The sequence below is a fragment of the Streptococcus sp. A11 genome, assembly GCF_043674225.1.
Taxonomy (GTDB): domain Bacteria; phylum Bacillota; class Bacilli; order Lactobacillales; family Streptococcaceae; genus Streptococcus; species Streptococcus suis_V.
The window spans coordinates 52,396-75,434 of sequence record NZ_JBIMJS010000002.1 but is presented as its reverse complement, the minus strand read 5'-3'; the positions used below and the strand labels follow the sequence as shown (position 1 = coordinate 75,434).

31 protein-coding genes and 3 pseudogenes are annotated in these 23,039 nt (G+C 35.6%); 32 read left to right on the top strand and 2 right to left on the bottom strand.

The genetic code is table 11. The features are described 5' to 3' along the window. The first annotated feature begins 62 nt into the window (after nucleotides 1-62). The 16 genes and pseudogenes from ACHBIF_RS01770 to ACHBIF_RS01695 all read left to right on the top strand — a co-directional run. Nucleotides 63-362, top strand: coding sequence for a DUF5962 family protein (locus ACHBIF_RS01770; RefSeq protein ID WP_394718253.1), 300 nt, complete (start codon nucleotides 63-65; stop codon nucleotides 360-362). Nucleotides 363-375: 13 nt separating this feature from the next. Continuing rightward, nucleotides 376-675 (top strand): DUF5966 family protein, encoded by a 300-nt coding sequence (locus ACHBIF_RS01765; RefSeq protein WP_394718251.1) that lies wholly within the window; start codon nucleotides 376-378, stop codon nucleotides 673-675. Between the two features lie 41 nt (nucleotides 676-716). After that, nucleotides 717-1,754 (top strand): methionine adenosyltransferase, encoded by a 1,038-nt coding sequence (gene metK, locus ACHBIF_RS01760; protein WP_394718249.1) that lies wholly within the window; start codon nucleotides 717-719, stop codon nucleotides 1,752-1,754. Nucleotides 1,755-1,786: 32 nt separating this feature from the next. Next, complete coding sequence (locus ACHBIF_RS01755) at nucleotides 1,787-2,158, top strand: hypothetical protein (RefSeq protein WP_394718247.1); 372 nt, start codon at nucleotides 1,787-1,789, stop codon at nucleotides 2,156-2,158. A gap of 24 nt (nucleotides 2,159-2,182) precedes the next feature. Next, nucleotides 2,183-2,548 (top strand): HNH endonuclease signature motif containing protein, encoded by a 366-nt coding sequence (locus ACHBIF_RS01750; RefSeq protein ID WP_394718245.1) that lies wholly within the window; start codon nucleotides 2,183-2,185, stop codon nucleotides 2,546-2,548. Nucleotides 2,549-2,655: 107 nt separating this feature from the next. After that, on the top strand, nucleotides 2,656-3,099 hold the full coding sequence (locus tag ACHBIF_RS01745) for a hypothetical protein (RefSeq protein ID WP_044762353.1): 444 nt from the start codon (nucleotides 2,656-2,658) through the stop codon (nucleotides 3,097-3,099). A gap of 1 nt (nucleotide 3,100) precedes the next feature. Next, nucleotides 3,101-3,799 (top strand): annotated as a pseudogene (locus ACHBIF_RS01740) (hypothetical protein); the annotation flags it as partial. Nucleotides 3,800-3,908: 109 nt separating this feature from the next. Next, nucleotides 3,909-4,340 (top strand): hypothetical protein, encoded by a 432-nt coding sequence (locus ACHBIF_RS01735; protein ID WP_394718243.1) that lies wholly within the window; start codon nucleotides 3,909-3,911, stop codon nucleotides 4,338-4,340. Further along, entirely contained in the window at nucleotides 4,340-5,641 is a 1,302-nt protein-coding gene (locus tag ACHBIF_RS01730; RefSeq protein WP_394718241.1) for a hypothetical protein, read from the top strand. The genes ACHBIF_RS01735 and ACHBIF_RS01730 overlap by 1 nt, the downstream gene beginning before the upstream one ends. Beyond that, entirely contained in the window at nucleotides 5,623-5,745 is a 123-nt protein-coding gene (locus ACHBIF_RS01725) for a hypothetical protein (protein ID WP_269088161.1), read from the top strand. The genes ACHBIF_RS01730 and ACHBIF_RS01725 overlap by 19 nt, the downstream gene beginning before the upstream one ends. Before the next feature lie 54 nt (nucleotides 5,746-5,799). Next, the gene (locus tag ACHBIF_RS01720) at nucleotides 5,800-6,243 is read left to right on the top strand and encodes a hypothetical protein (RefSeq protein ID WP_394718239.1); all 444 of its coding nucleotides are present in this window, start codon (nucleotides 5,800-5,802) and stop codon (nucleotides 6,241-6,243) included. Between the two features lies 1 nt (nucleotide 6,244). Then, on the top strand, nucleotides 6,245-7,594 hold the full coding sequence (locus ACHBIF_RS01715) for a hypothetical protein (RefSeq protein WP_394718237.1): 1,350 nt from the start codon (nucleotides 6,245-6,247) through the stop codon (nucleotides 7,592-7,594). After that, nucleotides 7,576-7,974: a hypothetical protein gene (locus ACHBIF_RS01710; RefSeq protein WP_394718235.1), complete on the top strand. Its 399-nt coding sequence runs from the start codon at nucleotides 7,576-7,578 to the stop codon at nucleotides 7,972-7,974. The genes ACHBIF_RS01715 and ACHBIF_RS01710 overlap by 19 nt, the downstream gene beginning before the upstream one ends. Continuing rightward, entirely contained in the window at nucleotides 7,958-8,248 is a 291-nt protein-coding gene (locus ACHBIF_RS01705; RefSeq protein ID WP_044693299.1) for a hypothetical protein, read from the top strand. The genes ACHBIF_RS01710 and ACHBIF_RS01705 overlap by 17 nt, the downstream gene beginning before the upstream one ends. A 59-nt stretch (nucleotides 8,249-8,307) precedes the next feature. Further along, nucleotides 8,308-8,778, top strand: a pseudogene (locus ACHBIF_RS01700) (phage terminase small subunit P27 family); the annotation flags it as partial. Next, a pseudogene (locus tag ACHBIF_RS01695) lies at nucleotides 8,778-9,365 on the top strand (terminase large subunit domain-containing protein); the annotation flags it as partial. The pseudogenes ACHBIF_RS01700 and ACHBIF_RS01695, both read left to right, overlap by 1 nt. Nucleotides 9,366-9,393: 28 nt before the next feature. Here ACHBIF_RS01695 and ACHBIF_RS01690 read toward each other — a convergent pair. Continuing rightward, nucleotides 9,394-10,281: a tyrosine-type recombinase/integrase gene (locus ACHBIF_RS01690; protein WP_394718233.1), complete on the bottom strand. Its 888-nt coding sequence runs from the start codon at nucleotides 10,279-10,281 to the stop codon at nucleotides 9,394-9,396. Between the two features lie 92 nt (nucleotides 10,282-10,373). On the opposite strand from ACHBIF_RS01690, the gene ACHBIF_RS01685 reads away from it, so the two are divergent. After that, nucleotides 10,374-10,841, top strand: a complete 468-nt coding sequence (locus ACHBIF_RS01685; RefSeq protein ID WP_394718231.1) for a hypothetical protein — start codon at nucleotides 10,374-10,376, stop codon at nucleotides 10,839-10,841. Nucleotides 10,842-10,899: 58 nt separating this feature from the next. Then, nucleotides 10,900-11,358, top strand: coding sequence for a hypothetical protein (locus tag ACHBIF_RS01680; RefSeq protein WP_394718230.1), 459 nt, complete (start codon nucleotides 10,900-10,902; stop codon nucleotides 11,356-11,358). Here the strand turns inward: ACHBIF_RS01680 and ACHBIF_RS01675 are convergent. Next, on the bottom strand, nucleotides 11,355-12,068 hold the full coding sequence (locus tag ACHBIF_RS01675; protein ID WP_394718228.1) for a methyltransferase domain-containing protein: 714 nt from the start codon (nucleotides 12,066-12,068) through the stop codon (nucleotides 11,355-11,357). The two genes, ACHBIF_RS01680 and ACHBIF_RS01675, sit on opposite strands and share 4 nt — an antisense overlap. A gap of 131 nt (nucleotides 12,069-12,199) precedes the next feature. Between ACHBIF_RS01675 and ACHBIF_RS01670 the strand changes: the two genes are divergently transcribed. From ACHBIF_RS01670 to ACHBIF_RS01605, 14 genes are all read left to right on the top strand, one after another. Continuing rightward, nucleotides 12,200-12,838, top strand: a complete 639-nt coding sequence (locus tag ACHBIF_RS01670) for a peptidylprolyl isomerase (RefSeq protein WP_394718226.1) — start codon at nucleotides 12,200-12,202, stop codon at nucleotides 12,836-12,838. A gap of 39 nt (nucleotides 12,839-12,877) precedes the next feature. Further along, entirely contained in the window at nucleotides 12,878-13,954 is a 1,077-nt protein-coding gene (locus tag ACHBIF_RS01665; protein ID WP_044980266.1) for a DUF3991 domain-containing protein, read from the top strand. 53 nt (nucleotides 13,955-14,007) lie between these two features. After that, the gene (locus tag ACHBIF_RS01660) at nucleotides 14,008-14,235 is read left to right on the top strand and encodes a DUF5965 family protein (protein ID WP_012775533.1); all 228 of its coding nucleotides are present in this window, start codon (nucleotides 14,008-14,010) and stop codon (nucleotides 14,233-14,235) included. Further along, nucleotides 14,232-14,621, top strand: coding sequence for a DUF5945 family protein (locus ACHBIF_RS01655; RefSeq protein WP_024408868.1), 390 nt, complete (start codon nucleotides 14,232-14,234; stop codon nucleotides 14,619-14,621). Before ACHBIF_RS01660 ends, ACHBIF_RS01655 begins: the two co-directional genes overlap by 4 nt. Before the next feature lie 49 nt (nucleotides 14,622-14,670). After that, nucleotides 14,671-14,961 (top strand): hypothetical protein, encoded by a 291-nt coding sequence (locus ACHBIF_RS01650; RefSeq protein ID WP_394718223.1) that lies wholly within the window; start codon nucleotides 14,671-14,673, stop codon nucleotides 14,959-14,961. A gap of 69 nt (nucleotides 14,962-15,030) precedes the next feature. Beyond that, on the top strand, nucleotides 15,031-15,507 hold the full coding sequence (pezA, locus tag ACHBIF_RS01645) for a type II toxin-antitoxin system antitoxin PezA (RefSeq protein WP_394718221.1): 477 nt from the start codon (nucleotides 15,031-15,033) through the stop codon (nucleotides 15,505-15,507). Then, nucleotides 15,507-16,277, top strand: a complete 771-nt coding sequence (pezT, locus tag ACHBIF_RS01640) for a type II toxin-antitoxin system toxin PezT (protein ID WP_394718219.1) — start codon at nucleotides 15,507-15,509, stop codon at nucleotides 16,275-16,277. Before pezA ends, pezT begins: the two co-directional genes overlap by 1 nt. A 44-nt stretch (nucleotides 16,278-16,321) precedes the next feature. Beyond that, complete coding sequence (locus tag ACHBIF_RS01635) at nucleotides 16,322-17,482, top strand: toll/interleukin-1 receptor domain-containing protein (protein ID WP_394718217.1); 1,161 nt, start codon at nucleotides 16,322-16,324, stop codon at nucleotides 17,480-17,482. 29 nt (nucleotides 17,483-17,511) lie between these two features. Beyond that, a complete protein-coding gene (locus ACHBIF_RS01630; RefSeq protein ID WP_394718215.1) occupies nucleotides 17,512-18,918 on the top strand; it encodes an SIR2 family protein in 1,407 nt (468 codons plus the stop codon). Next, nucleotides 18,918-19,538: a TIR domain-containing protein gene (locus tag ACHBIF_RS01625; RefSeq protein WP_134973519.1), complete on the top strand. Its 621-nt coding sequence runs from the start codon at nucleotides 18,918-18,920 to the stop codon at nucleotides 19,536-19,538. Before ACHBIF_RS01630 ends, ACHBIF_RS01625 begins: the two co-directional genes overlap by 1 nt. Nucleotides 19,539-19,924: 386 nt before the next feature. Then, entirely contained in the window at nucleotides 19,925-20,284 is a 360-nt protein-coding gene (locus ACHBIF_RS01620; RefSeq protein ID WP_394718213.1) for an SAG1252 family conjugative relaxosome accessory protein, read from the top strand. Between the two features lie 9 nt (nucleotides 20,285-20,293). Beyond that, complete coding sequence (locus ACHBIF_RS01615; RefSeq protein ID WP_394718211.1) at nucleotides 20,294-20,659, top strand: MobC family plasmid mobilization relaxosome protein; 366 nt, start codon at nucleotides 20,294-20,296, stop codon at nucleotides 20,657-20,659. Continuing rightward, a complete protein-coding gene (locus tag ACHBIF_RS01610) occupies nucleotides 20,646-22,508 on the top strand; it encodes an SAG1250 family conjugative relaxase (RefSeq protein ID WP_394718209.1) in 1,863 nt (620 codons plus the stop codon). Before ACHBIF_RS01615 ends, ACHBIF_RS01610 begins: the two co-directional genes overlap by 14 nt. A gap of 219 nt (nucleotides 22,509-22,727) precedes the next feature. After that, entirely contained in the window at nucleotides 22,728-23,024 is a 297-nt protein-coding gene (locus ACHBIF_RS01605) for a WXG100 family type VII secretion target (protein WP_044693326.1), read from the top strand. Nucleotides 23,025-23,039: the final 15 nt, after the last annotated feature.

Genomic DNA, 23,039 nt, shown 5'->3' with positions numbered 1-23,039 from the left:
GCTGACAAAAATTTTTGAACGCGGTAAAATGAAGTCAAGAAATCACAAAAGGAGAATAGATCATGGCTCAAACACTAGAAGAAATGCGTTATCAACTAGAAGAATGGTTGACACAAGGCTTTACTAGTTCAGAAGATAGGGCAAACTACCAAATTTTAAAGGAACAGTATGAAGATGAGACCTTTGATTACAGTTTTTCAAAGCGTGAAATTACTGGACAGCTGGAACTCATCATCACGAGTCGTGAGAATGATTTTCCAAGCTTAGATGAGGTTACGAAGGCAGAATACCTTGATTTGATTGCTCAACTAGATGAACTTGACCAGGAACAGGCTGACTATTATCGCAAGCAATTAGCCTAGAAAGAGGTGTAAGATGTTGGAACAAATTCTACAAAGCTTTCTGATTATCATAGCAATAGGACTGATGTTGCTTGTCCTTTATCAGATTGTGAAAGTTTCAGGTGCTTTATTTCTTATCGGACTCATCAGTGGATTATTCTTTATTGAAATCTATGGAATTTACCTCTTTTTTACAGAAAGATACCTTTATACAGAAGATTTAGCCACCAATAGTATTTGGAGTTTTACAGGATTTTTTATTATTTTTAATATTCTGCTAGTGCTTGGACTTATGACCAACCTCGTGAAAAGTAGAATTACGGAATACAAATAGGGCTACCTGATTAAAGGTTGGGCTTTTTGCGTGGAGGAATTATGATTATTTCTAGTGAACAAGTTTCAGTTGGACACCCAGATAAAATCTGTGATCAGACTTCAGATGCCATTTTGACGGAATGTCTAAAGTATGACAAATCAAGTCGTGTGGCAGTTGAGACTTTAATCAAGAATAACCAAGTTGTGGTAGCTGGTGAAATTTCAACTAGACATTACTTTAATCTCGAGAACATTGTTCGTCAGGTTGTCGAGCCACTTGGTATGAAGAATGTTCGGGTAACTAACCTACTTGGACTCCAAAGCGCAGATATTGCACAAGGAGTAGATAATGGAGGTGCTGGTAATCAAGGAATGATGTTTGGTTATGCGACAGACGAAACACCTGAGTACCTGCCACTTCCTTATGTTCTAGCAACCCGAGTCCTTGAGAAACTGATGTCGCTTTGTCACCCCTTACTTGGAAAGGATGCGAAAGCACAGGTATCCTACGACTATGAGAAGAAACGGATTGATACCTTTTTAGTTTCCATCCAACATACTGAAATAGCCGACCTTGCCAAAGTGAAACGAATTGTGACTGAAACTATGATGGCAGTAGCACTTCGTTACCGTCAGAATATAGATTTCAAAGTTCTAGTCAATCCGACCGGACGTTTTGTTCTTGGTGGTTCGTTTGCGGATGCAGGAGTTACTGGTCGAAAAATTGTGGCCGATACCTATGGTGGTTTTGCACATCATGGTGGAGGTGCCTTCTCTGGAAAAGACCCAAGCAATGTGGACCGCTCAGCAGCGTACATGGAACGAAAGAATGCTAAGGATATTGTTAGAGAAGGCTATGCGAAACGATGTGAAGTACAATTAGCCTATGCCATTGGAGTAGCAGAACCTGTGTCGGTTTACGTAGAAACCTTTGGAACCAGTCGCTACACCGCAAAACAACTGGAAGGAATGATTCGTGAGCGTTATGATTTAACACCACGAGGTATCTTTAAGGAACTTAATCTCTTGAATGTAGACTACACCAAGACAACTTGCTTTGGGCATTTCACAAAAGGTTATCTTCCTTGGGAGAAATAGTGATATAATTGAGAGAGTAAAGGAGTGTTCATATGCCCAATCCTCAAGTATCCTCTATAACCGTATCACTTTTTAGTTTCATGTTGCCGATGATTTCAATTGAAATTAACGTAAAAGAAAAATTCGTAAGTATCCAAAAATTTCCTGAGACAGAAGCAGAGATAATAACAATCTCCAATCACCGATTATTTTTCTTCTTAAATCAATTAAAACGTGTGAAACTGTCTGAATGGAAGGAATATTATTCAAATGAGATGGAGATTTTAGATGGTACTCAGTGGAATGTATCGTTTGTCATTAATGGAAGAACCTACAATTGCTCGGGGGATAATAATTTTCCAAGAGAATGGATGTTATTTTGTAGGGCAATAAATAGATTAGTAAAGTACAATTACCTAGAATAATTGTACTTTTTCTTTGGAGGGAAAATGCCAAGAAGACCATGCACACCTTGTAAACAAAATGGTTGTCCTAACCTAGTACCTTATGGTCACAAGTATTGTGACAACCATAAAGCAAACTACCAACTGGATACCAAGTCAACCAAAGCCAAAGGATACAATGCCCAGTGGAACAAAGAACGACTTCGTTACTTAAAAGTTCATCCACTCTGTGTTCAATGCAAAGTCAAAGGTCGATTGACCAAGGCAATAGTGGTTGACCATATTACACCCCACCGAGGTGACCAAGAACTCTTCTGGGACCAAAACAACTGGCAAGCTCTTTGTAAACCCTGTCACGATAGAAAGACCAAGACGACTGATCGATATGTGGAATATACTTATCGATTATAATGTTTGAGTTTCGTTCCAAAAGTATGTATGTTTTTATTTATACAAACATTAAGAAAACCCTCTCAATACTAGAGAAATAGTGTACAATAGAGTAAAGGAGGTCAGCTATGACAGGTAAACGTTTATTGTCTATTATCGTGGGTATTTTAGTAGTAGGAGGATTAGTGATGTTTTTTAGTTTGAATGGAGATAATCAACTTTCTAAGGAGGAGCAGCAATATCAGTTAGAAGTCCAAATTGCCAAGATGTTGGTAAATGATTACGAAGACGTTGAAACGATTGAGTTTCATGGTTGGGGACATTCAAGAGAAACAGGGATGTGGGGAACAACTGTGATTGTAAACCATTCAAATGAGCTAGGCTTTTCTTTTTCTAGTTTATCTGGTTTAGATGAAATTAGTGGCATTGTTTTTTCTCCTTCAGATAATGAGTTAATCGAGAAATTATCAAAAAAAAATATGCCTAAACTAAAAGATAGGATATCAGATATTCATAAAGTCTCATTAGATGATTTAGTAATCCATTATTCAAAGGATAGCAGGGAAGATTAATATGACGATACAAGATAGTGGTTATAAAAAGTTTGCTGAGGAAGTTTATAATGTTGAACCCAGTAAAGCTAAGTCTAATGATACTCCTGTAATTGTTAAAGACAGTAAGATTGAAGATCCGATGACAGGTCAACAGTACAAAGTCATAGCTGTTCAAGACAACAATAATGATGTTGACAAAACAAATGACAATGGCATGCAGGCTATGGCGGTTGCTCCTTATGTTAATGGAAAGGCTGACACTAGCCAGATTGTTATTGCTTATGCTGGGACGAATTTCGCAGATATTAGGGATGTTGACACGGATATTCAAACGGTTATCTTTGGGAGTAAGGATACTTTAGTTCAAGGAAATGTGCAACAAGGAGAACTTCCAAGGTTCACAGATAGCCAATTGATATCTGCTCAAAAATTTTATGATGATATCAAAAAACAGTACCCCGATGCTGTGTTAACGACTACTGGCCATTCTTTGGGTGCCTATATTGCTTTAGTCATAGGTGCAGAAAACAGAGTTCCTGCAACTACTTTTAATGGCCCCGATCCTATTAGAGTGATGTCTGAGGCGGCGATAGAGTGGGTAAAAGCTAATAATCAAATGTATAATAATTACCGAATTAGGTACGATGTTATTGGTAATGCAGGTGCTTATTTTAATGAAATATTTGGCACAGATGAGTTAGAGATTTCACGGAACGTAACAATTAAGGATAAATATGTTAACAGAAACATAGAGAGTAATAAGGACTTAAAAATTATTACTACACTTTAAAAATAATGTATAATAGAAGTACAAGGAGGTCTATCAGATGAAACGACTGATTAGTATTGTAGCTAGTATTTTAGTAGTGGGAGGATTAGTGATGTTTTTTAGTTTGAATGGTGATAAGCAACTGAGTAAAGAAGAACAACGTAACCGTGAGTATGAAGTGAGCCTAGTTAAGGCCTTGAAAAATAGTTATCAAGATATTAAAGAAATTCGTCTCAGTGAGCCGTATTATTCTGAAAAGCCAAGATCATGGTCTTGCACTGTTCATATTATTTTTGAAGATGATAAATCAATCACATATGGAATCAATCATAATTTGACATACGATAAAAATTTCGACGGAATAATGTATAGTGATAAAGATGAGGAGATTGATGCATTATGGAAGTTTTTGAATTCTAGAAGAGGTCAGACACAAGCAGACAATAAAGTAAGAATAATATTTTCTAATGGAGAGAGTGGAGTTGAATAATGACATTTGAGTATACAGATGAACAACTAAACAAATTGAATTGGGATAAAAATGTTTATAGTGTCAATAAGGATTTTTCAAATCGTAACAAGACGAAGCAAATAGTCAAGGAACCTAAGAACTCTGACCAAAAAAATATCATTGAGATTAGTTCTCAACAATTTCAAGTCGTTGATACAAAAGTTGATTCAAAGACTGGCTTCGATGGTATGGCAGTGGCGCCTATAGTTAACGGTAAACCTGATAATAACAGCGTAGCGGTGATTGTGGCTGGTTCTGATCCAAATGCAAAGGATATTGGAATATCTCGTATTCATGTAGATCCGATAGGGAATTTAAAAGATTCAGAATATAAAACATCACGTGATTTAATAACAGCTGGTATCGCTACTTTTTCCAAATCTGGTTCACCACAATATAGTGTTTTAGATGGCTGGATAGATGAGCTACAAAATAAAGAAGACTACAATATTATTAAACTATCAGGTTATAGTCAAGGGTCCTATGTCATAAAAGCAGGAGCTAAGTATGGTATTCCAACAACGACGTTCAATGCGTGGTTTCGGTATAGTTCTTTAACAGTAGAAGAGCAGGAGTTTATCCGAACACATCCTGAATTATTTATTGATTATCGTAGAAGAAAAGACAGTGTGGTAGCTTGGAATGATAGTAATGATCCATATATTACAGGATATGATGATAGTTTTGGCACAATTCGCTGGTTAGATGGAGATGATCATAATATAAAGGCGTGGGAAGATGATCTTGATTCAAATACTGGCCGAGTTATAGATTCGAAGACGGGTAGGCCTCTTGTTGAAACTACGATTAGTGCTCTTCAATCCCATTTTTGGGCGATGCAATCTTTTAAAGGCCTCCAATCTAAATGGTCGACTAATAATTTTAGTTTCGGAGGGGAAGAACTTTTCCTTGATGTTGCTCAAAGCTATGTGATTGGTAAATCCATGGCTGGTGCGGCTAAGGCGGGTTTGGATGAGATGACCGCTCTCAAGACCAAGGCGGACGCTGAGGTAGCATCTATTTGGTCCAAGGTTGATTTTTCTATCTACTCTGAGCTGTCAGCTTGGGAAGTCAGAGATATCTTTGCTTCACATGGTGTGACTCACCAAGAAATTGTAAGTGACTTTCATGATTATACGCAGAAAAAAGTCAAGAAGATGGAAAAACTGTCTACGGCATTTGACACCTTAAAAACCAAGCTAGATGAGGCTGTTGAGTCAAAGAAAGCTTTAGATGGTAAATTGGCAGGAGAGTTTAGCGCATGGCACGAGAGTCTGTAGAAGAACGAACACTTATTATCCGTCAAAAAGAGCGTGAATTGATGGAGATCGTGGATAACAATCAGATTGTGACGAAACTTCGACAGGAAGCTTTTTTTATTTAAGAAAACCCTCTCAATACTAGAGAAATAGTGTATAATAGAGTAAAGGAGGTTTTTATGACACGTAAGCGTTTATTGATGGTTATCATAGGTATTTTAGTATTGGGAGGATTAATGATGTTTTTTAGTTTGAATGGAGATAATCAACTTTCTAAGGAGGAGCAGCAATACCAATTAGAAGTTCAGATTGCCAAATTAATTGTAAGTGATTATGAAGATGTTGAAACGATTGAGTTTCAAGGTTGGGGCCATTCTTTAGAAACTGGCATGTGGGGAACGACAGTTGTGGTTAATGGAAGTAATCGAATGAGTTTTTCTTTTTCGGATTTAAAAGGTTTAGAAAATATTAGAGGTATAAGATATAATTTAGATAGCTTTACCTTAATAGAAAAGTCTGAGACTAAATCAAAATTAAGAATTATGGATAGAATAGATGAAATACTGACAGTGTCTATTACTGGAACAACAGTTATTCATTCAAATCATAGAGATGAGGAATAGTATGACTATAACTATAACAGACAGTAGTTACAATTATTTGGCAGGTCAAGTCTATAATGTCGAGCCAAGTAAGGCACAATCAAATGATGAAGAGCCCGTTGTTAAGAAGGATTTGTTAACTGACCCAGTTACAGGGCAACAGTATAAAGTTCTCTCCGTTCAAGACAATAACAACGATGTCAATATTACAAACGATAATGGGATGCAGGCCATGGCAGTTGCTCCGTATGTTAATGGAAAGGCTGATACTAGCCAGATTGTTATTGCTTATACTGGGACGAATTTCGCAGATATTAGGGATGTTGACACGGATATACAAACGGTTATCTTTGGGAGTAAGGATACTTTAATTCAAGGAAATGTGCAACAAGGAGAACTTCCAAGGTTCACAGATAGCCAATTAAAAACCGCTCAGAAATTTTATGATGATATCAAAAAACAGTACCCCGATGCTGTGTTAACGACTACTGGCCATTCTTTGGGTGCCTATATTGCTTTAGTCATAGGTGCAGAAAACAGAGTTCCTACAACTACTTTTAATGGCCCCGATCCTATTAGAGTGATGTCTGAGGCGGCGATAGAGTGGGTAAAAGCTAATAATCAAATGTATAATAATTACCGAATTAGGTACGATGTTATTGGTAATGCAGGTGCTTATTTTAATGAAATATTTGGCACAGATGAGTTAGAGATTTCACGGAACGTAACAATTAAGGATAAATTGGGATTACTACAAAAATTATACTCATTAGATCCCAGAGATAGATTTGAGATTATCCTGCAATTACATGGGTTAGACGCCTACCCTATCAATGAAAAGGGGCAAATTGTAGATAGTAAAGGTAATGTTGTCGGTAGCGAATACTTAACATCTAATGCCTACAAGCATCTACTTTCATCGGCTGGAGGTATAGTATCGTTCCGCATTTTACAAACCCAATGGTCTGGTGGAGGTATTAATTCTGATGAAGAACTTTTCCTTGATGTTGCTCAAAGCTATGTGATTGGTAAATCCATGGCTGGTGCGGCTAAGGCAGGTTTGGATGAACTGACCTCTCTCAAGACCAAGGCGGACGCTGAGGTAGAATCTATTTGGTCCAAGGTTGATTTTTCTATCTACTCTGAGCTGTCAGCTTGGGAAGTCAGAGATATCTTTGCTTCACATGGTGTGACTCACCAAGAAATTGTAAGTGACTTTCATGATTATACGCAGAAAAAAGTCAAGAAGATGGAAAAACTGTCTACGGCATTTGACACCTTAAAAACCAAGCTAGATGAGGCTGTTGAGTCAAAGAAAGCTTTAGATGGTAAATTGGCAGGAGAGTTTAGCGCATGGCACGAGAGTCTGTAGAAGAACGAACACTTATTATCCGTCAAAAAGAGCGTGAATTGATGGAAAAAGAAGAAGGTTATTATCGTCATAAGCGACTACTGGAAGAACGCTCGGTTGATGTAGACGACCGCCACCGTCGACTCTCTCATTTACTGGAACAGGAGAGAGAAAAGATGAGCTTGCTTCTGAATCGCTATCAAGCTCATCCTGATGAAGCCAGTGATTTTTATCGAGACCTTCAAGGATTAGCAGAAGCATCAGAACAGGTCTATAGGCAATCGATTCAAAACTTAGAGGAAGAAAAGCAAGCAGCAATGCGTCGTTTCCATTTAGAAAAATATCAACTAGAGACAGAATTACAAGGTTTGAGGAGGGAAGAAGATGACGACACTCACTAGTTACTATACACAAGATGATAGTGATGCGGAATTGCGTGAGCTTATTCGCTCATTGCAAAAGCGTGCTGCCCATGTCCAAGCCAGTTTGATTCGTGGTGATTATAAAAAGGTCAAAAAACAGTTTAAGGCAGATGGCAAGGATATTGTTTTGAACACACAGACGGCTTTGAACACTATCAATTCTCAGATTGATACAGCAATTAGAGGTCAAGCAGGGACGGCACTCCAACAAACCGTTGAGGAGACTCTGCCAAAGTATGAAGATGTTTTTTAATAATAGGTATAAGGCTTCAAAATTGGGGCCTTTTCTTTTGTCCTAAAGGAGGTGAGTATGTGGCACAAAGAGGACGCAAACCAAAACCAACACCTCTAAAGCTCTTAGAGGGAAACCCAGGCAAACGCCCTCTGCCACAGGGGGAGGTTAGACTAGCCTCAAAAGCCCCACGTTGCCCACAGTGGCTTGAAGTTGATGCAAAGAAGGAGTGGAAACGGGTGGGAAAAATTCTCGAACAAATGGGAATTTTAACCGAAATGAACATGACTACATTTGCAGGATATTGTCAAGCTTACGCTCGCTGGAAAGAGGCGGAAGAGTTTCTTACCAAGCATGGCTCCATTATCAAAACCCCGAATGGTTATCTCCAACAAGTCCCTCAAGTCTCTATCAGCCAAACTAACCTCAAAATCTTGCTTAAATTCTGTGAACAGTTTGGTTTAACACCTTCGGCACGAAACCGTTTAGCGACTATGGATGCGGAAGTTGGTACTGGTAATGAAATGGAAGATTTGTTAGGAGGAATTTTATTAGTTATCATTATGAACCAAGTCCATTCATGCTTCCAACCTCACACTATGATAAGGCAAAGGCCGATAGGGCAGTAACATTTATCAATAACTTCTCCCATACCAAAGGCAAGTGGGCAGGAAAGCGTTTTGATTTGTTACCGTGGCAGGAACAGATTGTCCGTGACCTATTTGGAATTGTCAAGGAAGATGGCAATTGCCAATTCCTAACAGCCTACATAGAAATTCCAAAGAAGAATGGTAAGTCTGAGCTAGCAGCAGCTGTCGCTCTTTATCTCCTATATGCGGATAATGAAGCCAGTGCGGAAGTTTATGGTGCCGCTTGTGACCGAAACCAAGCGTCAATCGTGTTTGATGTGGCCAAACAGATAGTACAGATGAGTGGACCGCTAGAGAAACGCTCTAAGATTATGGGGGCAACAAAGAGGATAGTGAATTATTCCAATGCGGGATTTTACCAAGTTCTTTCTGCAGAGACTGGGACAAAACATGGGCTAAACGTTTCTGGCTTGGTCTTTGATGAAATCCACGCTCAGCCAAATCGTCATTTGTATGATGTATTAACCAAGGGGTCAGGAGACGCAAGGGTAGTCTTTTATTTTTGTATGTTTTTGATTAAGTGTAGATAGATGAAATTGGATTACAGGAACTTAGTATCTCTTTTTGTCTTGATTGTGATACGTGTGTATATATTTGAGTAATCGAAATAGAACTGTGTCCAAGTATCTGCTGGATGTAACGAATATCGACATCATTATCTAATAACATAGTAGCAAAGCTGTGGCGAAACATATGAGGTGTAATAGTTGTAGTGAGTCTGGTTTGTATTTTGGCTGTTTTTAGAAGCAAACGAACACTTTGTTCTGTCAGTGGTTTTTGTAGGATTTTTCCAGGAAATAAATAATCGTCTGTATGAATGCAATAACAAGTAATATAAGCTTTTAATAACTGAAAAGTTCGTTCATCCCCAATAAAAATCATACGCTCTTTCTTACCTTTTCCTAGAATTTGGAGTGTTTGTTCAGTGAGATTGATATCCTTGATTTGAATATGACACAGCTCAGAAATCCGAATGCCAGTAGAAAGTAATAAGGAGACAATTAACAAATTTCTTTCAGCTTTCTGTTTTTGATAAATAGTTTTGGCTGAGATAATCTTCTTTTGTAGATAGGTATATAGGATTTTTAAACTATCATGAGGGATTGTCTTAGGCAAAGTTTTTTCTGCTCGAAATTGAAATCGTAATTGATCAAAGGGATTGTCGGTAATAACATTTTTCAATTGAAGATAGCCATAGAACACTTTTAAACTTGCGATTTTTCTCCGTAAAGTACTAGTCTTTAAGTTTGAATTTGTTAAACCTTCAATATAACTTACCACACATTCGTTATTGGAATTGTAAAATTGCATTAAATCGTTTTTATAAGCCCGCAGGGTGTGTGTACTCAAGCGTTTATGAGCTTTACAATAATCCAAGTATTTAGAAATAATAGTATAATCCATGATAGTCTCCTTTAACGATAATGACGCTATTATAGACTGATTTTGACGCTTTGTATAGTGATAATAAATTGTTATCGGTAGGAGATTGAAAAATGAGCAACCAATATCTTGAAAATAATTACAAAATTAAGTTAATTAAGTCATCATCCGATATCGACTATATTGATTCTGTTAAAATTTATTCAAGAGTTACTCCTTCAGACATTAGAACAAACACAAATGAGCTAACCTATTGGTTAGATAATAAAACTGTAGAATTTGAGAGCTACTTTTTCTCTCTCTTCCTAAACGATACAAATATTGGTTTAGCAATGTGTACATACTTAGGATCCACTAAAACAGTCGTAATTGAGTATATAGCTGTTGAAGATGCATACAGAAAAAATAATACTTATCTAAGCTATTTAAATGAACTGAGAATGTTTATATCCAATTTATTAGAGGTCACATATTTCATCTGTGAAATTAGTAATAAGAATAATGGAGTTGAAGTTGACGATGAGAGTAAAATATTTAAAACTATTCTTTCAATAGAGAATTTTTTTTACTATAGACGCTGATTACAATACACCACCTCTAGGGATTAATAATGAGTTCAGTAGCTTTGAAGCTAAATTAATGATTAATTCAAATACTAACATAAAGACTATTCCCAAAGAAACTTATATTAGAATTGTCCAATCTTTATATTTTGAATACTATATAAATTGGTATACACCATTTTTTAGTGAAAGTGAAAGACTTCGCTACAATAATCAAATCCAAAATACTTTTGCTAGTATTCAAAATAAACTTGAAGAGTTACCTGAACCATTGCAGTTTATTGAAGTTAATAAAGATAAACTCAAAAGTGCAGGTAGCGTTGAAAAGTTACCTGCACCTAAAAAGAAACTAAACCATAATTTAACATCTATGTTTATATCAATATTCGCTTTTCCAATTATTATCATTGTGTATTATAAAGTATTTAATTTTTTTGGAATTGATACAACTACAAACTTTACCCCAATAATTGGTGGAATTTCTAGCATAATCGTTGGCATACTCCCTTCCTTACTAAAAAAAGATACTGTCTAGTGAATTTTAGTACATTTCAAAATTATATTACTAGAACAGTTTCTGATTCCTGGAAAAAATTTAAAAATCTTATCTAGTCCGGTGAACTTTGCTGCAAGATCGTAGTTATTTGTTATTCTCAGAATAATAGAACTTATTATATGAAATTGCTGTTTTTTATTAATTTGAAATCCTTGTGATTTCAATAAGTTTTCAATATATTTAATGGAAAAAATCCAATTACGATGTTTAGTCTTTAAGTAATCCGTTTCAATTATAGAAACGGATTTTTTAAATTTATTACTTCCAAAATACTCAAAACTATTGCTAGGTTCAAATTCTAAATACAAAGTACCATCAACCTTTAACACACGCTCAAATTCACTAATTACTTTGCTAGCATCACAATAATTTATCACAGAACCTACACAGATGATATGATCAAAGTACTCATCGCTAACAGGAATATTCTCTATATTTCCAATAATTTTGTTAGAAATTGTACTTAATGTTTTTTCAGCAATATCCATATGGATTGTGTTCCCTGATAGCCCATAAGTATTCCCTCCAGATCCTGCATTTAGAATAATTCCATCATTAGAAAAACTACAATTTTTCTGTAAAAATAATTCAATTGATTTATTGGTATATCTATACCAACTGTTATACCAGATAACTTCATGTTCATTATAAAACTTTTCTATTTCAGCTAAATCTACTTTATCATTCACTTTCAATCTCCTACCGATAACAATTTATTATCACTAGTATACCATAATTTGTAGTTAATCATATTTTCTTGTGATAAAATTTCCAACTAAATCTTGATATGATGAGGCTATCATTAATAAAGGAGTAAGCCATGTTAAATAAAGTGAAGGCTAGTTTTCTGATTGGAGTTGGAGGTATAATCGCAGTCAGTTTTATGGTCATGATTGGCTACACGATTGGCTCACAATCCGTTTCAAAACAAACAGAGAACCAAATACGAGCAGAAGCCAATAAACTTGTGACAAAGGAAAAGCAGGAGGAAAAAGCAACCGTTTTATCAGATGAGCTTGTCAATGAATTTCTCACTCAATATTTCACCAAGGTTCAGCTGGGTGAAAATAACGCTCGTATCAAGCCTTATATGACAGACTCGGCATTTTCAGAAGAGGAAGCAAATCAGAATAAAGCGATCAATCAAGTTTATAAAGATTATATGCTTGATTACCGATTTGAATCAGCCAGTATCTATGTCAATACAGAAAGCAATGTTGCACTTGCGGAAGTTACCTATCAAGTGACCTATGTTTCTGATTTGAGTGAGCAACAACAGCGAACCACTCAGACAGAAATCAAGACGGTTATGTTATCCTACTCCAAAGTTTCCGACAAGCTCCTGGTTAATCAGTTGACCATTTGGAATGGGAAACTGGAGGACATGAAAGAAGCCACAAATGGTGCTAATTCCAGCATACCAACGATCCAAGGAACTACAACAAGTGAGAACAACTAGCAGGAGACAGTCTTCTGCTTTTTTTGATAGGGAGACAAGATGACACGAATTAAAATAGTAAAACAAAAGGCCATTTTAGATGTGGCTGAAAGTTTAGGTTATTCCTTCAGACGTTTATCAGGACACATTTATGAACACCCAGACCATGATTCCTTTCGGATTTTTGCCGATACCAATACTTTCAAATGGTTTTCAAGAGATATACAAGGGGATGTGATTGACTTTGTTCAATTAGTGGCAGGTGTTACTTTCAAAGAGGCTGTATCCTATCTTGAAACTGGAGATTTTGAACAGGCTACGGTAATAGAAGAAACTTATCAACCGTTTCAATATTATTTGCATGAAGAGCCGTTTCAGCAAGCACGTACTTACTTGAATGAAGTTCGTGGCCTAAGTGATCAGATTATCAATACCTTTGGTAGACAAGGATTGCTTGCTCAAGCTACTTATCAAGCGGAGTCAGTTTTAGTGTTTAAAAGCTATGACCATAATGGTGTCTTACAGGCCGCAAGCCTTCAAGGTCTCGTCAAAAATGAAGAAAAACACGATCGAGGTTATCTCAAAAAAATCATGAAAGGCTCAAAAGGCCATGTTGGTATTAGTTTCGATATTGGGAATCCCAAGAGACTCATTTTTTGTGAATCAGTTATAGATATGATGAGTTATTATCAACTTCACCAAAAGCAGCTATCAGATGTTCGCCTGGTGTCAATGGAAGGCTTAAAACTTTCAGTGATTGCTTATCAGACTTTACGTCTAGCAGCCGAGGAACAAGGGAAATTGGCATTTCTAGATACAGTAAAACCAAGCAGACTTAGCCATTATCTTCAGGCAATACAAGAGACGACAACCTTTTTTCAAACTCATTCAAACGTGCTAACATTGGCTGTTGATAACGATGAGGCAGGAAGAGAATTTTGTCAGAAACTGTCAGATAAAGGACTTCCAATCACCAAAGATTTACCACCATTGCAGGGACTGGAAACAAAGTCAGATTGGAATGATATTGTGAAGCAACAGAAGGAAATATCCTTAAGCAATCTTATTCAGTCAGCCCAGATACAAGCCATTAAGAATCATCCTCCACCAAAACGAGAGCGTGCTATGGAATTGTGATAACAAAATCAAGTCCGCTATCATAATCTAGAAAGGGACAAGGAGGACACCCTATGAGTGTGATTGAACGTCTGGCTGAAAAAGTAGCTAGGCAAGAAGAAAAGGTCTCACGTGAGACAGAGAAATTGGAACACTATCGTGACCAACTACAAACAGCTATGTACAGTACCTTTATCAAACGGCAACAATCTAGTCAGTTGTCATTTCATGAAGCACTAGAGCAAGCCTTTGGTAAAGAAACCACACTACACTCAAATTACAGAAATGAGGATACAGAATGAGTAAAACATGGAATTTTGATCAGCCACTAGACGATGTGAAACCAACATCGTCCCATGAAGAACGAGCTAAAATCGCAGCACTCTTCCATAAACAGGATGAAAAACCAATTGAAGAAGTAGACTATGTGGCTGCTTTTGAACAACAACAAAAGGAGTCAAAATATAAAGATGACCAAACGCTCGCATCAACCGTTAAACAAAGTCAGCCGAAGAAGGTAAATATCACAAGTGACTATAAACAACACTTGGCTGATACCATTGCACAAAATAACAAGGATATTTCAGCCTGTCAAAAGCAAATTGAAGAACTTCATCAATTGATTGATGAAAAGAAAATCCAAAATAAAAAGTTGCAGGCTATTTCAGTAGCCATTGATGATTTATAAGTCAGGTAGTCCTATGCGGACTACCTTTTTACAATGTAAGGAGAAGATAATGAAATTTTTTCAAAAGAAAACACAGAATCAAGACCGATTTAGACAACTGATTCATCGATTATCAGAGATGTCAGATAGTGAATTAACTAAAGTAGAGCAACTCCTAGACGTGGTTTTTGATACAAGTTTCAAGTCTGATAGGAGAGTTGAAATATCTCAAACCGTTATTACCGATGAGGAACAAAGTCTTGATAAGTCGATTCAGGAAGCGAAAAATAAACTGAATACTGAGCAGTTGGAGAAGCGAATAGAGCAGTTTAAGCAATCGAAGAAACCTAAAAACGGATAACGCACCAAATATGGTGCGTTATCCGTTTTTTATGGTATAATGAAAGCAAATATGAGGAGGTCTTTATCTATGATCGGAGACAATATTAAATCACTACGCCAGACACACGATTTAACACAACCAGAATTTGCTAAAATGGTCGGTATTTCACGCAATAGCCTGAGTCGTTATGAAAATGGAACTAGTAAAGTTTCAACAGAACTTATTGATCGCATTTGTCAGAAATTTAATGTCTCTTATATCGATATTGTAGGGGAGGACAAGATGTTAACACCTGTTGAAGATTACCAATTGACTTTAAAAGTAGAAGTGATAAAAGAACGTGGAGCAGCCATTTTATCACAGCTTTATAGATACCAGGATAGTCAAGATATTGCTTTTGATGATGAAACAAATGCTTGGATTCTCATGGGCGATGATTTGGCTGAATTGATCAATACGCAAATTTATTTAGTTGACACCTTCGATGAAATTGAGCGTTACAATGGCTATTTAGACGGTATAGAGCGGATGTTAGATATGGTGTATCATCGGGTGGTGGCTTAATGAGGTTGGAAGAATTTAGTGAGACTGCATTTCAGAAGGCCTTGCAGCGAACCATTCGGGCTTTAACCCGAGGAAAGACGATTCCAGATAAACCGAAAGCTATCTTGCTTGGTGGACAAAGCGGAGCAGGTAAGACGACTATTCATCGTATCAAGCAAAAGGAATTTCAAGGCAATATCATTATCATCGATGGTGACAGCTACCGTTCTCAGCATCCCAATTACTTAGCACTGCAAGAAAAGTATGGCAAGGACAGCGTGGACTATACCAAGGGATTTGCAGGAAAAATGGTAGAACAGTTGGTTGATGAACTCAGCACGCAAGGCTATCATTTGCTGATTGAAGGAACCTTGCGAACTACTCAAGTTCCTCGTCAGACTGCTCAATTATTAGCTTCTAAAGGATACCAAGTTTCTTTAGCTGTAATTGGTACCAAACCAGAGCTTTCTTATCTCAGCACCTTGATTCGTTACAAAGAACTTTATGCCATCGATCCTAATCAGGCTAGAGCAACACCAAAAGAACACCACGATGGGATTGTTGAGAACTTAGTTGATAACCTAAGGGAGTTAGAAAGCGAACAACTCTTTGACCGCATCCAGATTTATCAAAGGGATAGGAATTGTATCTTCGATTCTGAAACTGATGAAGGTTCCGCAGCAGAAGTGTTACAAGAATGCCTCTTTGGAAAATGGAGTAAAGTCGAGAAGGAGATGATGAAGGTGGGGAAAGTGCGGTTGAGGGAGTTAAGTAAGTCAAATACGATATAACCGAATATTGCAAGTCTAATTACTTATTAGGAGAATTATTGAACATGGGCATTGTAATGAGGCAGTATAATGATTTTTATATAAAATTTCAAAGACAGTTTAAAAAAGCTCATGAGCAAGTTATAGAGACACTGCCAGTAGAATTTTCAAAGAAAGATTATGTGGAACGATTTAAATATATGTTTCCTGATAAAATATTGCAGATAGAGAAGCAAAGAGATTATTGGTATGGTAAACATATTATTAGAAAAAATCTCTCAAAAATTCAAAGTCGGGGGATGTCTTTAGAAAATTATGATTTCATACTTGCAACTTCAAAACATATCAGGAATCGAAAGAGGGAGAAAATAGCTAGTAATGAAGAGAGGCTAAAAAAAATAGATACAGTTCGAAAGTTATCTTTAGAGAGGCTAAAAGTAGAGTCTAGGCATAAAAAGAAAGTATTAAATTATATTCAGAAAGTTGATCCTCCATATCTGAAGAATTATAGGGATAAATTTTTTAAAACTCATGATTTACATGAAAGGTTAGAAATTATAAGAGAGCTTTCTAAATACAATTCACAGGAAGTTCAACGCTTTTTCTATGCAATAAATGGGCATATTCGGAACCAGTCATTAAAAATTGAAGTTCAGTCATATTTTCAAAATTTATATTTACCTTTTAGATTAAGTAGAAAAAAGAAAGGTAAGAAAAATTTCATTGATAATGAAATTGTTAAAAATCAAAAAGGACCAGATGAGTTGAAGAAAAGATTATATATTAGCGATTTAGAAAAGATAAAAAAGTTCGACGTGTTTTTATCGCATAATTCCAGAGATGAGGAAAAAATTATAGAGTTCTATAAAAAGTTCAATAAAAAAGGACAGGTGGTTTATATAGATTGGATAAATGATAAATATGATTTAAGGCGTGAATGGTGCAATGCCTCCACAGTTGATATTATCAAGGAGCGTATAAAACAATCAGATGTTTTTGTATTATACTTTTCAGGAGAAACTTTGAATTCCCAATGGTGTACTTGGGAATTGGGATATGCTGACGCATTAGGGAAAAAGATATGTGTTTACTTCTCAGAAGATATAAATAGAAAAGGTATTCCAAAACTCTATGTAGCTTATCCTGAATTGCAAATGTCAAAAGATATATATGTCAAAATTAAAGGGAACGAAGATATTTTGCTTGAAGAGTGGAAAAAATTATAGGCTTATAATAAATTAGAAGTGAGGGTAATATGAGACAAGAAGTATTTATAAAAAAATTTTCGAAAGCTATACAAGAAGGAAATGCAGCAGTGTTTGCTGGTGCAGGAACATCGGTCGATGCAGGATTTGTTAACTGGAAAAAACTTGTAGCACCGTTTGCGGATGAAATTGATTTAGATATTGAAAAAGAAACGGATCTTGTAGGACTTACTCAATATTATATCAATAAAAAAAGAAATAGAGGTTCGGTGAATCAAGAAATAATTAACCAATTTTCTAGTCAATATGCAGAAACAGAAGTTATGAATCTGTTAACACGACTTCCAATTTCTACATATTGGACAACTAATTATGATAAGGTAATTGAAAATGGCTTAAAAAATAATAATCGCAGAGGAGATATAAAAAGGAAGACAGATGATTTAGCAATCAGTATTCGAGATAGCGATGCGATTGTTTATAAGATGCACGGTGATGTAGATTCACCTAATGATGCAGTTATTTCAAAGGATGATTATGAAAGATATAGCGAGAAAAACTCCCTATTTGTAACAGCTTTACGAGGTGACTTAGTTTCCAAAACATTTTTGTTTGTGGGGTTTGGTTTTGAAGATCCTAATTTAGAATCCATCTTGGGAAAGATAAAAAATTTACTTGGGGAGCGTACTAGAGATCATTATTGTATTCAAAAGAAGGTATTAGAGCAAGATTATAAAAATCGAGAGGAGTATAGCTATGCTAAAATCAAACAAGAATTAAAAATAGAAGATTTGAAAAGGTACGGTATAGATACAGTTCTAGTTGATGATTATTCTGAAATACCTAAGTTGATATTAAAAATAGAGGAAGAGTATTTTAAAAATACAATTTTTATTTCAGGTAGTATCTCCGATTACAATGAAAATTGGAGTCAAGAAAAGGTAAATCAATTCTGTTATAATTTATCGCGTTCACTTGTTTCAAAAAATTATAAAATTATATCAGGGTTTGGACTTGGAGTAGGTAGTAGTGTTATTAATGGAGCTCTTGATGAAATTTATAAAACTAAGTATAGGCATGTCAGTGAGCATCTTGGATTATTTCCTTTTCCTCAACATGATGATGGGGAAAAGTCTCTAGCTAAACGTTGGAGTGAAAATCGTGAACAAATGATCAGTGAGTCTGGGATCTGTATTTTTATATTTGGTAATAAATTAGTTAATGGTGAGGTAGTACTTGCATCTGGAATGATGGAGGAATTTCGGATTGCTAAAGAAAGAGGAAAAGTAATAATTCCAATTGGTTCTACGGGGTTTGCTGCAAAAGAAATTTTTGATGAAATGAAAGAGTCAGGGGACTATTCATATATAAACGATTATTGGAATGATTTAGAGGACGAAGAAGATGTTATAAAAGTTTTTAATACAATAAATGAAATTATTGAAGGAGTTAGATAATGGCAACAAAAGTATTTATTTCATTTCGTTTTAGTGATGGAAAAGAGATTAAAGATGAACTGGTTGATTTATTTGATGAATCTACTGAGGTAATTAATAGATCAGAAGATGTTGATAGAAGTCAAATGAGTGAGGACACTATTCAGGAATATCTATATGAGAAGTTAAAAGATACATCGGTTACAATTGTATTATTAACTCCAGAGGCCGTTTCTTATAGAAAGAATTGGATTGGAAATTACGATGATTGGCTTTATGATGAACTTAGATACTCCTTGGAAGATAGAAATAACAACAGAACAAATGGCGTAGTAGCAGTATATACAGATGATGCTAAAGATATGATACTAGAAAGTAGTTCACACTATTGTGCACATTGTCAAGAAACTAAATCATGTAGAACTTTGAAATCTTTTGACAATTTAGCACGAAAGAATATGTTGAATATAAAGCAAAGCTATAAGAAAAATCCATGTAATGATCTTTATGATGATAGTCATGACTCTTATATTTCTTTAGTAAGTTTGGAGGAGTTTAAACAGGATTATACTAAATATATTGATAATGCAAAAGATAAAAGAGATAGGCTACATGAATTTAATATATATAAAAGAATGTGAAGAGCATTGATTTAGCATAAATTGTCTTTAGAATAAATTATTATGTTAATTTTTAGAGAGTATTAAGCTCTCTTTTTTCTTACCTCCATTTCTACGATGTGATACCTTTTCCAAATCATTTCTATTATCCTAATACCATTCCTAAGAAAATCAAATGTTGATTTTCTACTGGGGGTTTGGGGGCGGAGCCACCAAGTTATTTTATCGTTGGCTGTCAAAACTGGAAGGTTTCCGTCAGCTGGCGATATGATTTTTGGGATATTGTGTCCACAATATCTGAGCTCGCAAAGACCGAACAAGAAGAGAGTGATGTCTTTAGGAAGCGTGCTGACAATGTGAGGCAGTCTCACACTGTCAGACAAGAATAATATTGAAAGGATAGTAGGATGGGACAAGAAATTAAGTTGATTCGTAAGCAATTTAGAATTACGAGACAAGAAGAAAAACAGATAAAAGAAATGATGAGGGAACAAAAACTGGATAGTTTCTCAGAATTTCTTCGTCAAAATTTGTTGAAAAAGAATTATCACGATAGAATTTTTGAAAGTTGGTTCTCCCTTTGGCAGTCTCAAAAGTTTGAGCAGATTAGTCAAGATGTGCATGAAGTTCTAGTTGTGGCAAGAGAAAATCACCAAGTGACTCAAGAGCATGTATCCATCTTATTGACCTGCATTCAAGAACTGATTGCAGAAGTAAATCAAGCACAGCCGCTCAGTCGTGGGTTTCGTGAAAAATACATGAGATAGGAGGCTACTATGGTTTATCGTTATCGTACCAATCTCAAAAAAGTATTTTTAACAGATTCAGAGTTACATCAATTGAATAAACGGATTGCTAAGAGTCACTGTCAAAATTTCTCAGTATATGCTAGAAAAGTTCTGCTTAATCCCAATATGTCCTTTGTCATGATTAACACTGATACCTATGAGCAGTTAGTGTTTGAATTGAGACGGATTGGAAATAACATTAATCAAATTGCGCGTGCGATTAATCAAAGCCATCTGATTTCTCAGGATCAGTTACAAGAATTGAGTAAAGGAGTCGGAGAGTTAATTAAGGAAGTGGATAGAGAATTTCAAGTGGAAGTGAAAAGACTGAAGGAGTTTCATGGTAGTCACTAAGCATTTTGCAACTCATGGTAAAAAATATCGTAGGCGACTGATTAAGTATATCCTCAATCCTGATAAAACGAACAATTTGAAATTGGTATCTGATTTTGGCATGAGCAATTACTTAGACTTTCCTAGCTATGAAGAAATGGTAGAAATGTACAATGTCAACTTTACCAATAACGACAAGTTGTACGAATCTAGAAATGACCGACAAGAAAAACATCAACAGAATATTCATGCCCATCACCTCATCCAATCATTTTCTCCCGAGGATAATCTGACACCTGAAGAAATTAACTGCATTGGTTATGAGACCATGATGGAATTAACAGGAGGCTGTTTTCGATTTATCGTGGCAACTCATACAGACAAAAATCATGTTCATAATCACATCCTAATCAACGCCATTGATCGTAATTCAGATAAAAAGTTGATATGGAATTATGCCTTGGAACGAAACCTTCGTATGATTTCAGACCGTATTTCTAAAGTGGCTGGGGCGAAGATTATTGAGAAGCGTTTTTCTTACCGTGACTATCAAAAATATAGACAGTCTAGTCATAAATTTGAATTGAAGCAACGTCTTTATTTTTTGATGCAGCAGTCAAAGTCCTTTGAGGATTTTTGGGAAAAAGCAGAGCAGTTACATGTTCATATTGATTTTAGTCAGAAGTATAGCCGATTCATGATGACAGATAGATCCATGACAAAGCCAATTCGAGGACGCCAACTCAGCAAACGAGATTTATATGATGAAGAATTTTTTCGCACACATTTTGCTAAGCAAGAGATTGAAAGTCGTTTAGAATTTTTGTTGAACCGTGTCAATTCTTTAGAAGAGTTACTAACAAAAGCAAAAGAATTGAATCTAACCATTGACTTAAAACAAAAAAATGTAATCTTTATACTTGAAGAAAATGGAAAGCAATTCAGTTTGAGTCATAAAAAAATAAGTGATAAGAAATTATATGATGTCAATTTTTTTCAAGATTATTTTAAAAATAAGGAAGTTGGTGATTCAGAAGGATTAGAGAATTTGCAGGAGCAGTACCATGCTTTTCGAGAAGAACGAGATAGGGACAAGGTATCCACTGAAGAGATTGAGGAAGCCTTTGAGACATTTAAGAAAAATCGAGATGCCATTCATGAATTTGAAGTGGAACTTGCAGACCACCAAATTGAGAATTTAGTTGATGAGGGCGTTTATATCAAGGTGTCTTTTGGTGTAAAGCAGAGTGGTCTTATTTTCATTCCCAACTATCAATTAGATATTCTTGAAGAAAAGAATCAGAAAAAATATAAAGTCTATATTCGTGAGACAACCTCATACTTTGTCTATAACAAAGAATATTCGGACAAAAATCGGTACATCAAAGGTAGAACTCTGATTAGACAGCTAACTAATGATAGTAAGATGATGCCTTACAGAAGACCAACTGTTGAAAGACTTCAGGAAAAAATCTCTGAAATTAACCTTTTGATTAAGTTAACCGAAACAGGTAAGAAATATCAGGACATCAAAGACAATCTGGTTGAAGAAATAGCAGAGCTAGATATAAAAATGATTCAAACCAATGAAAAAATCACCACCATAAACAAGATGGCGGAAGTACTTATCAACCTAAAGAGTGAAGAACTGAGTAGTAGAAGACTAGCTAGGTATGAATTTTCAAAACTGAACTTAACAGAATCAAGCACATTAGAACAACTGACTGAAGAAAAATATATGTTACAACAGGAACTTGAGGATTGTCTTGATAAGTATGAGGGTTTAGTTAGAAAGTTGGAGAGATTTGTAAAAGTATTGAATACTAATAAAGGAATCCATCAAACATATTCAGGTATTTTATTAGAGTAATAATATATAAGTATGATTCAAAGGTGCATTGGAGAAGAAAAATATGGTCGATTGAAGTGTGCGTACTGAAACAGATACAAATTATTGTTATAGTGTCAAATTAGGTTAAAGGGGCATTAATGGGCTGTTTTAAAAATATGAAATAATAATCATAAATAACTTGTAAAAATATAAATTTTATGGTAGAATAAATGCATTAAAGTTAAAGGAGACAAAACTATGTCTGGACAAATTCGTGTATCCCCAGAAACGCTACAATCTCGTGCTCGTGAATACGGAAAAGCGTCAAATGATATTAATACTATTTTGAACAATCTTCAACGTCTTCAAGACACACTTCGTACTGAGTGGGAAGGTGCAGCATTCCAAGGTTTTGACAACCAGTTTAATGAATTAAAACCTAAAGTTCAAAACTTTGCAGAATTGATGCAACAAATCAATACACAGCTCGACAAAACAGCTCAAGCAATGCAACAAAATGACCAAGATTTGTCTCGTAATTTCGGTCTTCAATAATAAAACATCTGGTAA

Coding starts and splice junctions, on each gene's coding strand:
- ACHBIF_RS01770 (WP_394718253.1), top strand. CDS start 63: ATGGCTCAAACACTAGAAGAAATGCGTTATCAACTAGAAGAATGGTTG.
- pezA (WP_394718221.1), top strand. CDS start 15,031: ATGATCGGAGACAATATTAAATCACTACGCCAGACACACGATTTAACA.
- ACHBIF_RS01615 (WP_394718211.1), top strand. CDS start 20,294: ATGGTTTATCGTTATCGTACCAATCTCAAAAAAGTATTTTTAACAGAT.
- ACHBIF_RS01750 (WP_394718245.1), top strand. CDS start 2,183: ATGCCAAGAAGACCATGCACACCTTGTAAACAAAATGGTTGTCCTAAC.
- ACHBIF_RS01715 (WP_394718237.1), top strand. CDS start 6,245: ATGACTATAACTATAACAGACAGTAGTTACAATTATTTGGCAGGTCAA.
- ACHBIF_RS01665 (WP_044980266.1), top strand. CDS start 12,878: ATGACACGAATTAAAATAGTAAAACAAAAGGCCATTTTAGATGTGGCT.
- ACHBIF_RS01660 (WP_012775533.1), top strand. CDS start 14,008: ATGAGTGTGATTGAACGTCTGGCTGAAAAAGTAGCTAGGCAAGAAGAA.
- ACHBIF_RS01605 (WP_044693326.1), top strand. CDS start 22,728: ATGTCTGGACAAATTCGTGTATCCCCAGAAACGCTACAATCTCGTGCT.
- ACHBIF_RS01705 (WP_044693299.1), top strand. CDS start 7,958: ATGACGACACTCACTAGTTACTATACACAAGATGATAGTGATGCGGAA.
- ACHBIF_RS01650 (WP_394718223.1), top strand. CDS start 14,671: ATGAAATTTTTTCAAAAGAAAACACAGAATCAAGACCGATTTAGACAA.
- ACHBIF_RS01720 (WP_394718239.1), top strand. CDS start 5,800: ATGACACGTAAGCGTTTATTGATGGTTATCATAGGTATTTTAGTATTG.
- ACHBIF_RS01635 (WP_394718217.1), top strand. CDS start 16,322: ATGGGCATTGTAATGAGGCAGTATAATGATTTTTATATAAAATTTCAA.
- ACHBIF_RS01690 (WP_394718233.1), bottom strand. CDS start 10,281: ATGGATTATACTATTATTTCTAAATACTTGGATTATTGTAAAGCTCAT.
- ACHBIF_RS01735 (WP_394718243.1), top strand. CDS start 3,909: ATGAAACGACTGATTAGTATTGTAGCTAGTATTTTAGTAGTGGGAGGA.
- pezT (WP_394718219.1), top strand. CDS start 15,507: ATGAGGTTGGAAGAATTTAGTGAGACTGCATTTCAGAAGGCCTTGCAG.
- ACHBIF_RS01685 (WP_394718231.1), top strand. CDS start 10,374: ATGAGCAACCAATATCTTGAAAATAATTACAAAATTAAGTTAATTAAG.
- ACHBIF_RS01625 (WP_134973519.1), top strand. CDS start 18,918: ATGGCAACAAAAGTATTTATTTCATTTCGTTTTAGTGATGGAAAAGAG.
- ACHBIF_RS01730 (WP_394718241.1), top strand. CDS start 4,340: ATGACATTTGAGTATACAGATGAACAACTAAACAAATTGAATTGGGAT.
- ACHBIF_RS01630 (WP_394718215.1), top strand. CDS start 17,512: ATGAGACAAGAAGTATTTATAAAAAAATTTTCGAAAGCTATACAAGAA.
- ACHBIF_RS01745 (WP_044762353.1), top strand. CDS start 2,656: ATGACAGGTAAACGTTTATTGTCTATTATCGTGGGTATTTTAGTAGTA.
- ACHBIF_RS01655 (WP_024408868.1), top strand. CDS start 14,232: ATGAGTAAAACATGGAATTTTGATCAGCCACTAGACGATGTGAAACCA.
- ACHBIF_RS01670 (WP_394718226.1), top strand. CDS start 12,200: ATGTTAAATAAAGTGAAGGCTAGTTTTCTGATTGGAGTTGGAGGTATA.
- ACHBIF_RS01680 (WP_394718230.1), top strand. CDS start 10,900: ATGATTAATTCAAATACTAACATAAAGACTATTCCCAAAGAAACTTAT.
- ACHBIF_RS01710 (WP_394718235.1), top strand. CDS start 7,576: ATGGCACGAGAGTCTGTAGAAGAACGAACACTTATTATCCGTCAAAAA.
- ACHBIF_RS01610 (WP_394718209.1), top strand. CDS start 20,646: ATGGTAGTCACTAAGCATTTTGCAACTCATGGTAAAAAATATCGTAGG.
- ACHBIF_RS01725 (WP_269088161.1), top strand. CDS start 5,623: ATGGCACGAGAGTCTGTAGAAGAACGAACACTTATTATCCGTCAAAAA.
- metK (WP_394718249.1), top strand. CDS start 717: ATGATTATTTCTAGTGAACAAGTTTCAGTTGGACACCCAGATAAAATC.
- ACHBIF_RS01755 (WP_394718247.1), top strand. CDS start 1,787: ATGCCCAATCCTCAAGTATCCTCTATAACCGTATCACTTTTTAGTTTC.
- ACHBIF_RS01765 (WP_394718251.1), top strand. CDS start 376: ATGTTGGAACAAATTCTACAAAGCTTTCTGATTATCATAGCAATAGGA.
- ACHBIF_RS01620 (WP_394718213.1), top strand. CDS start 19,925: ATGGGACAAGAAATTAAGTTGATTCGTAAGCAATTTAGAATTACGAGA.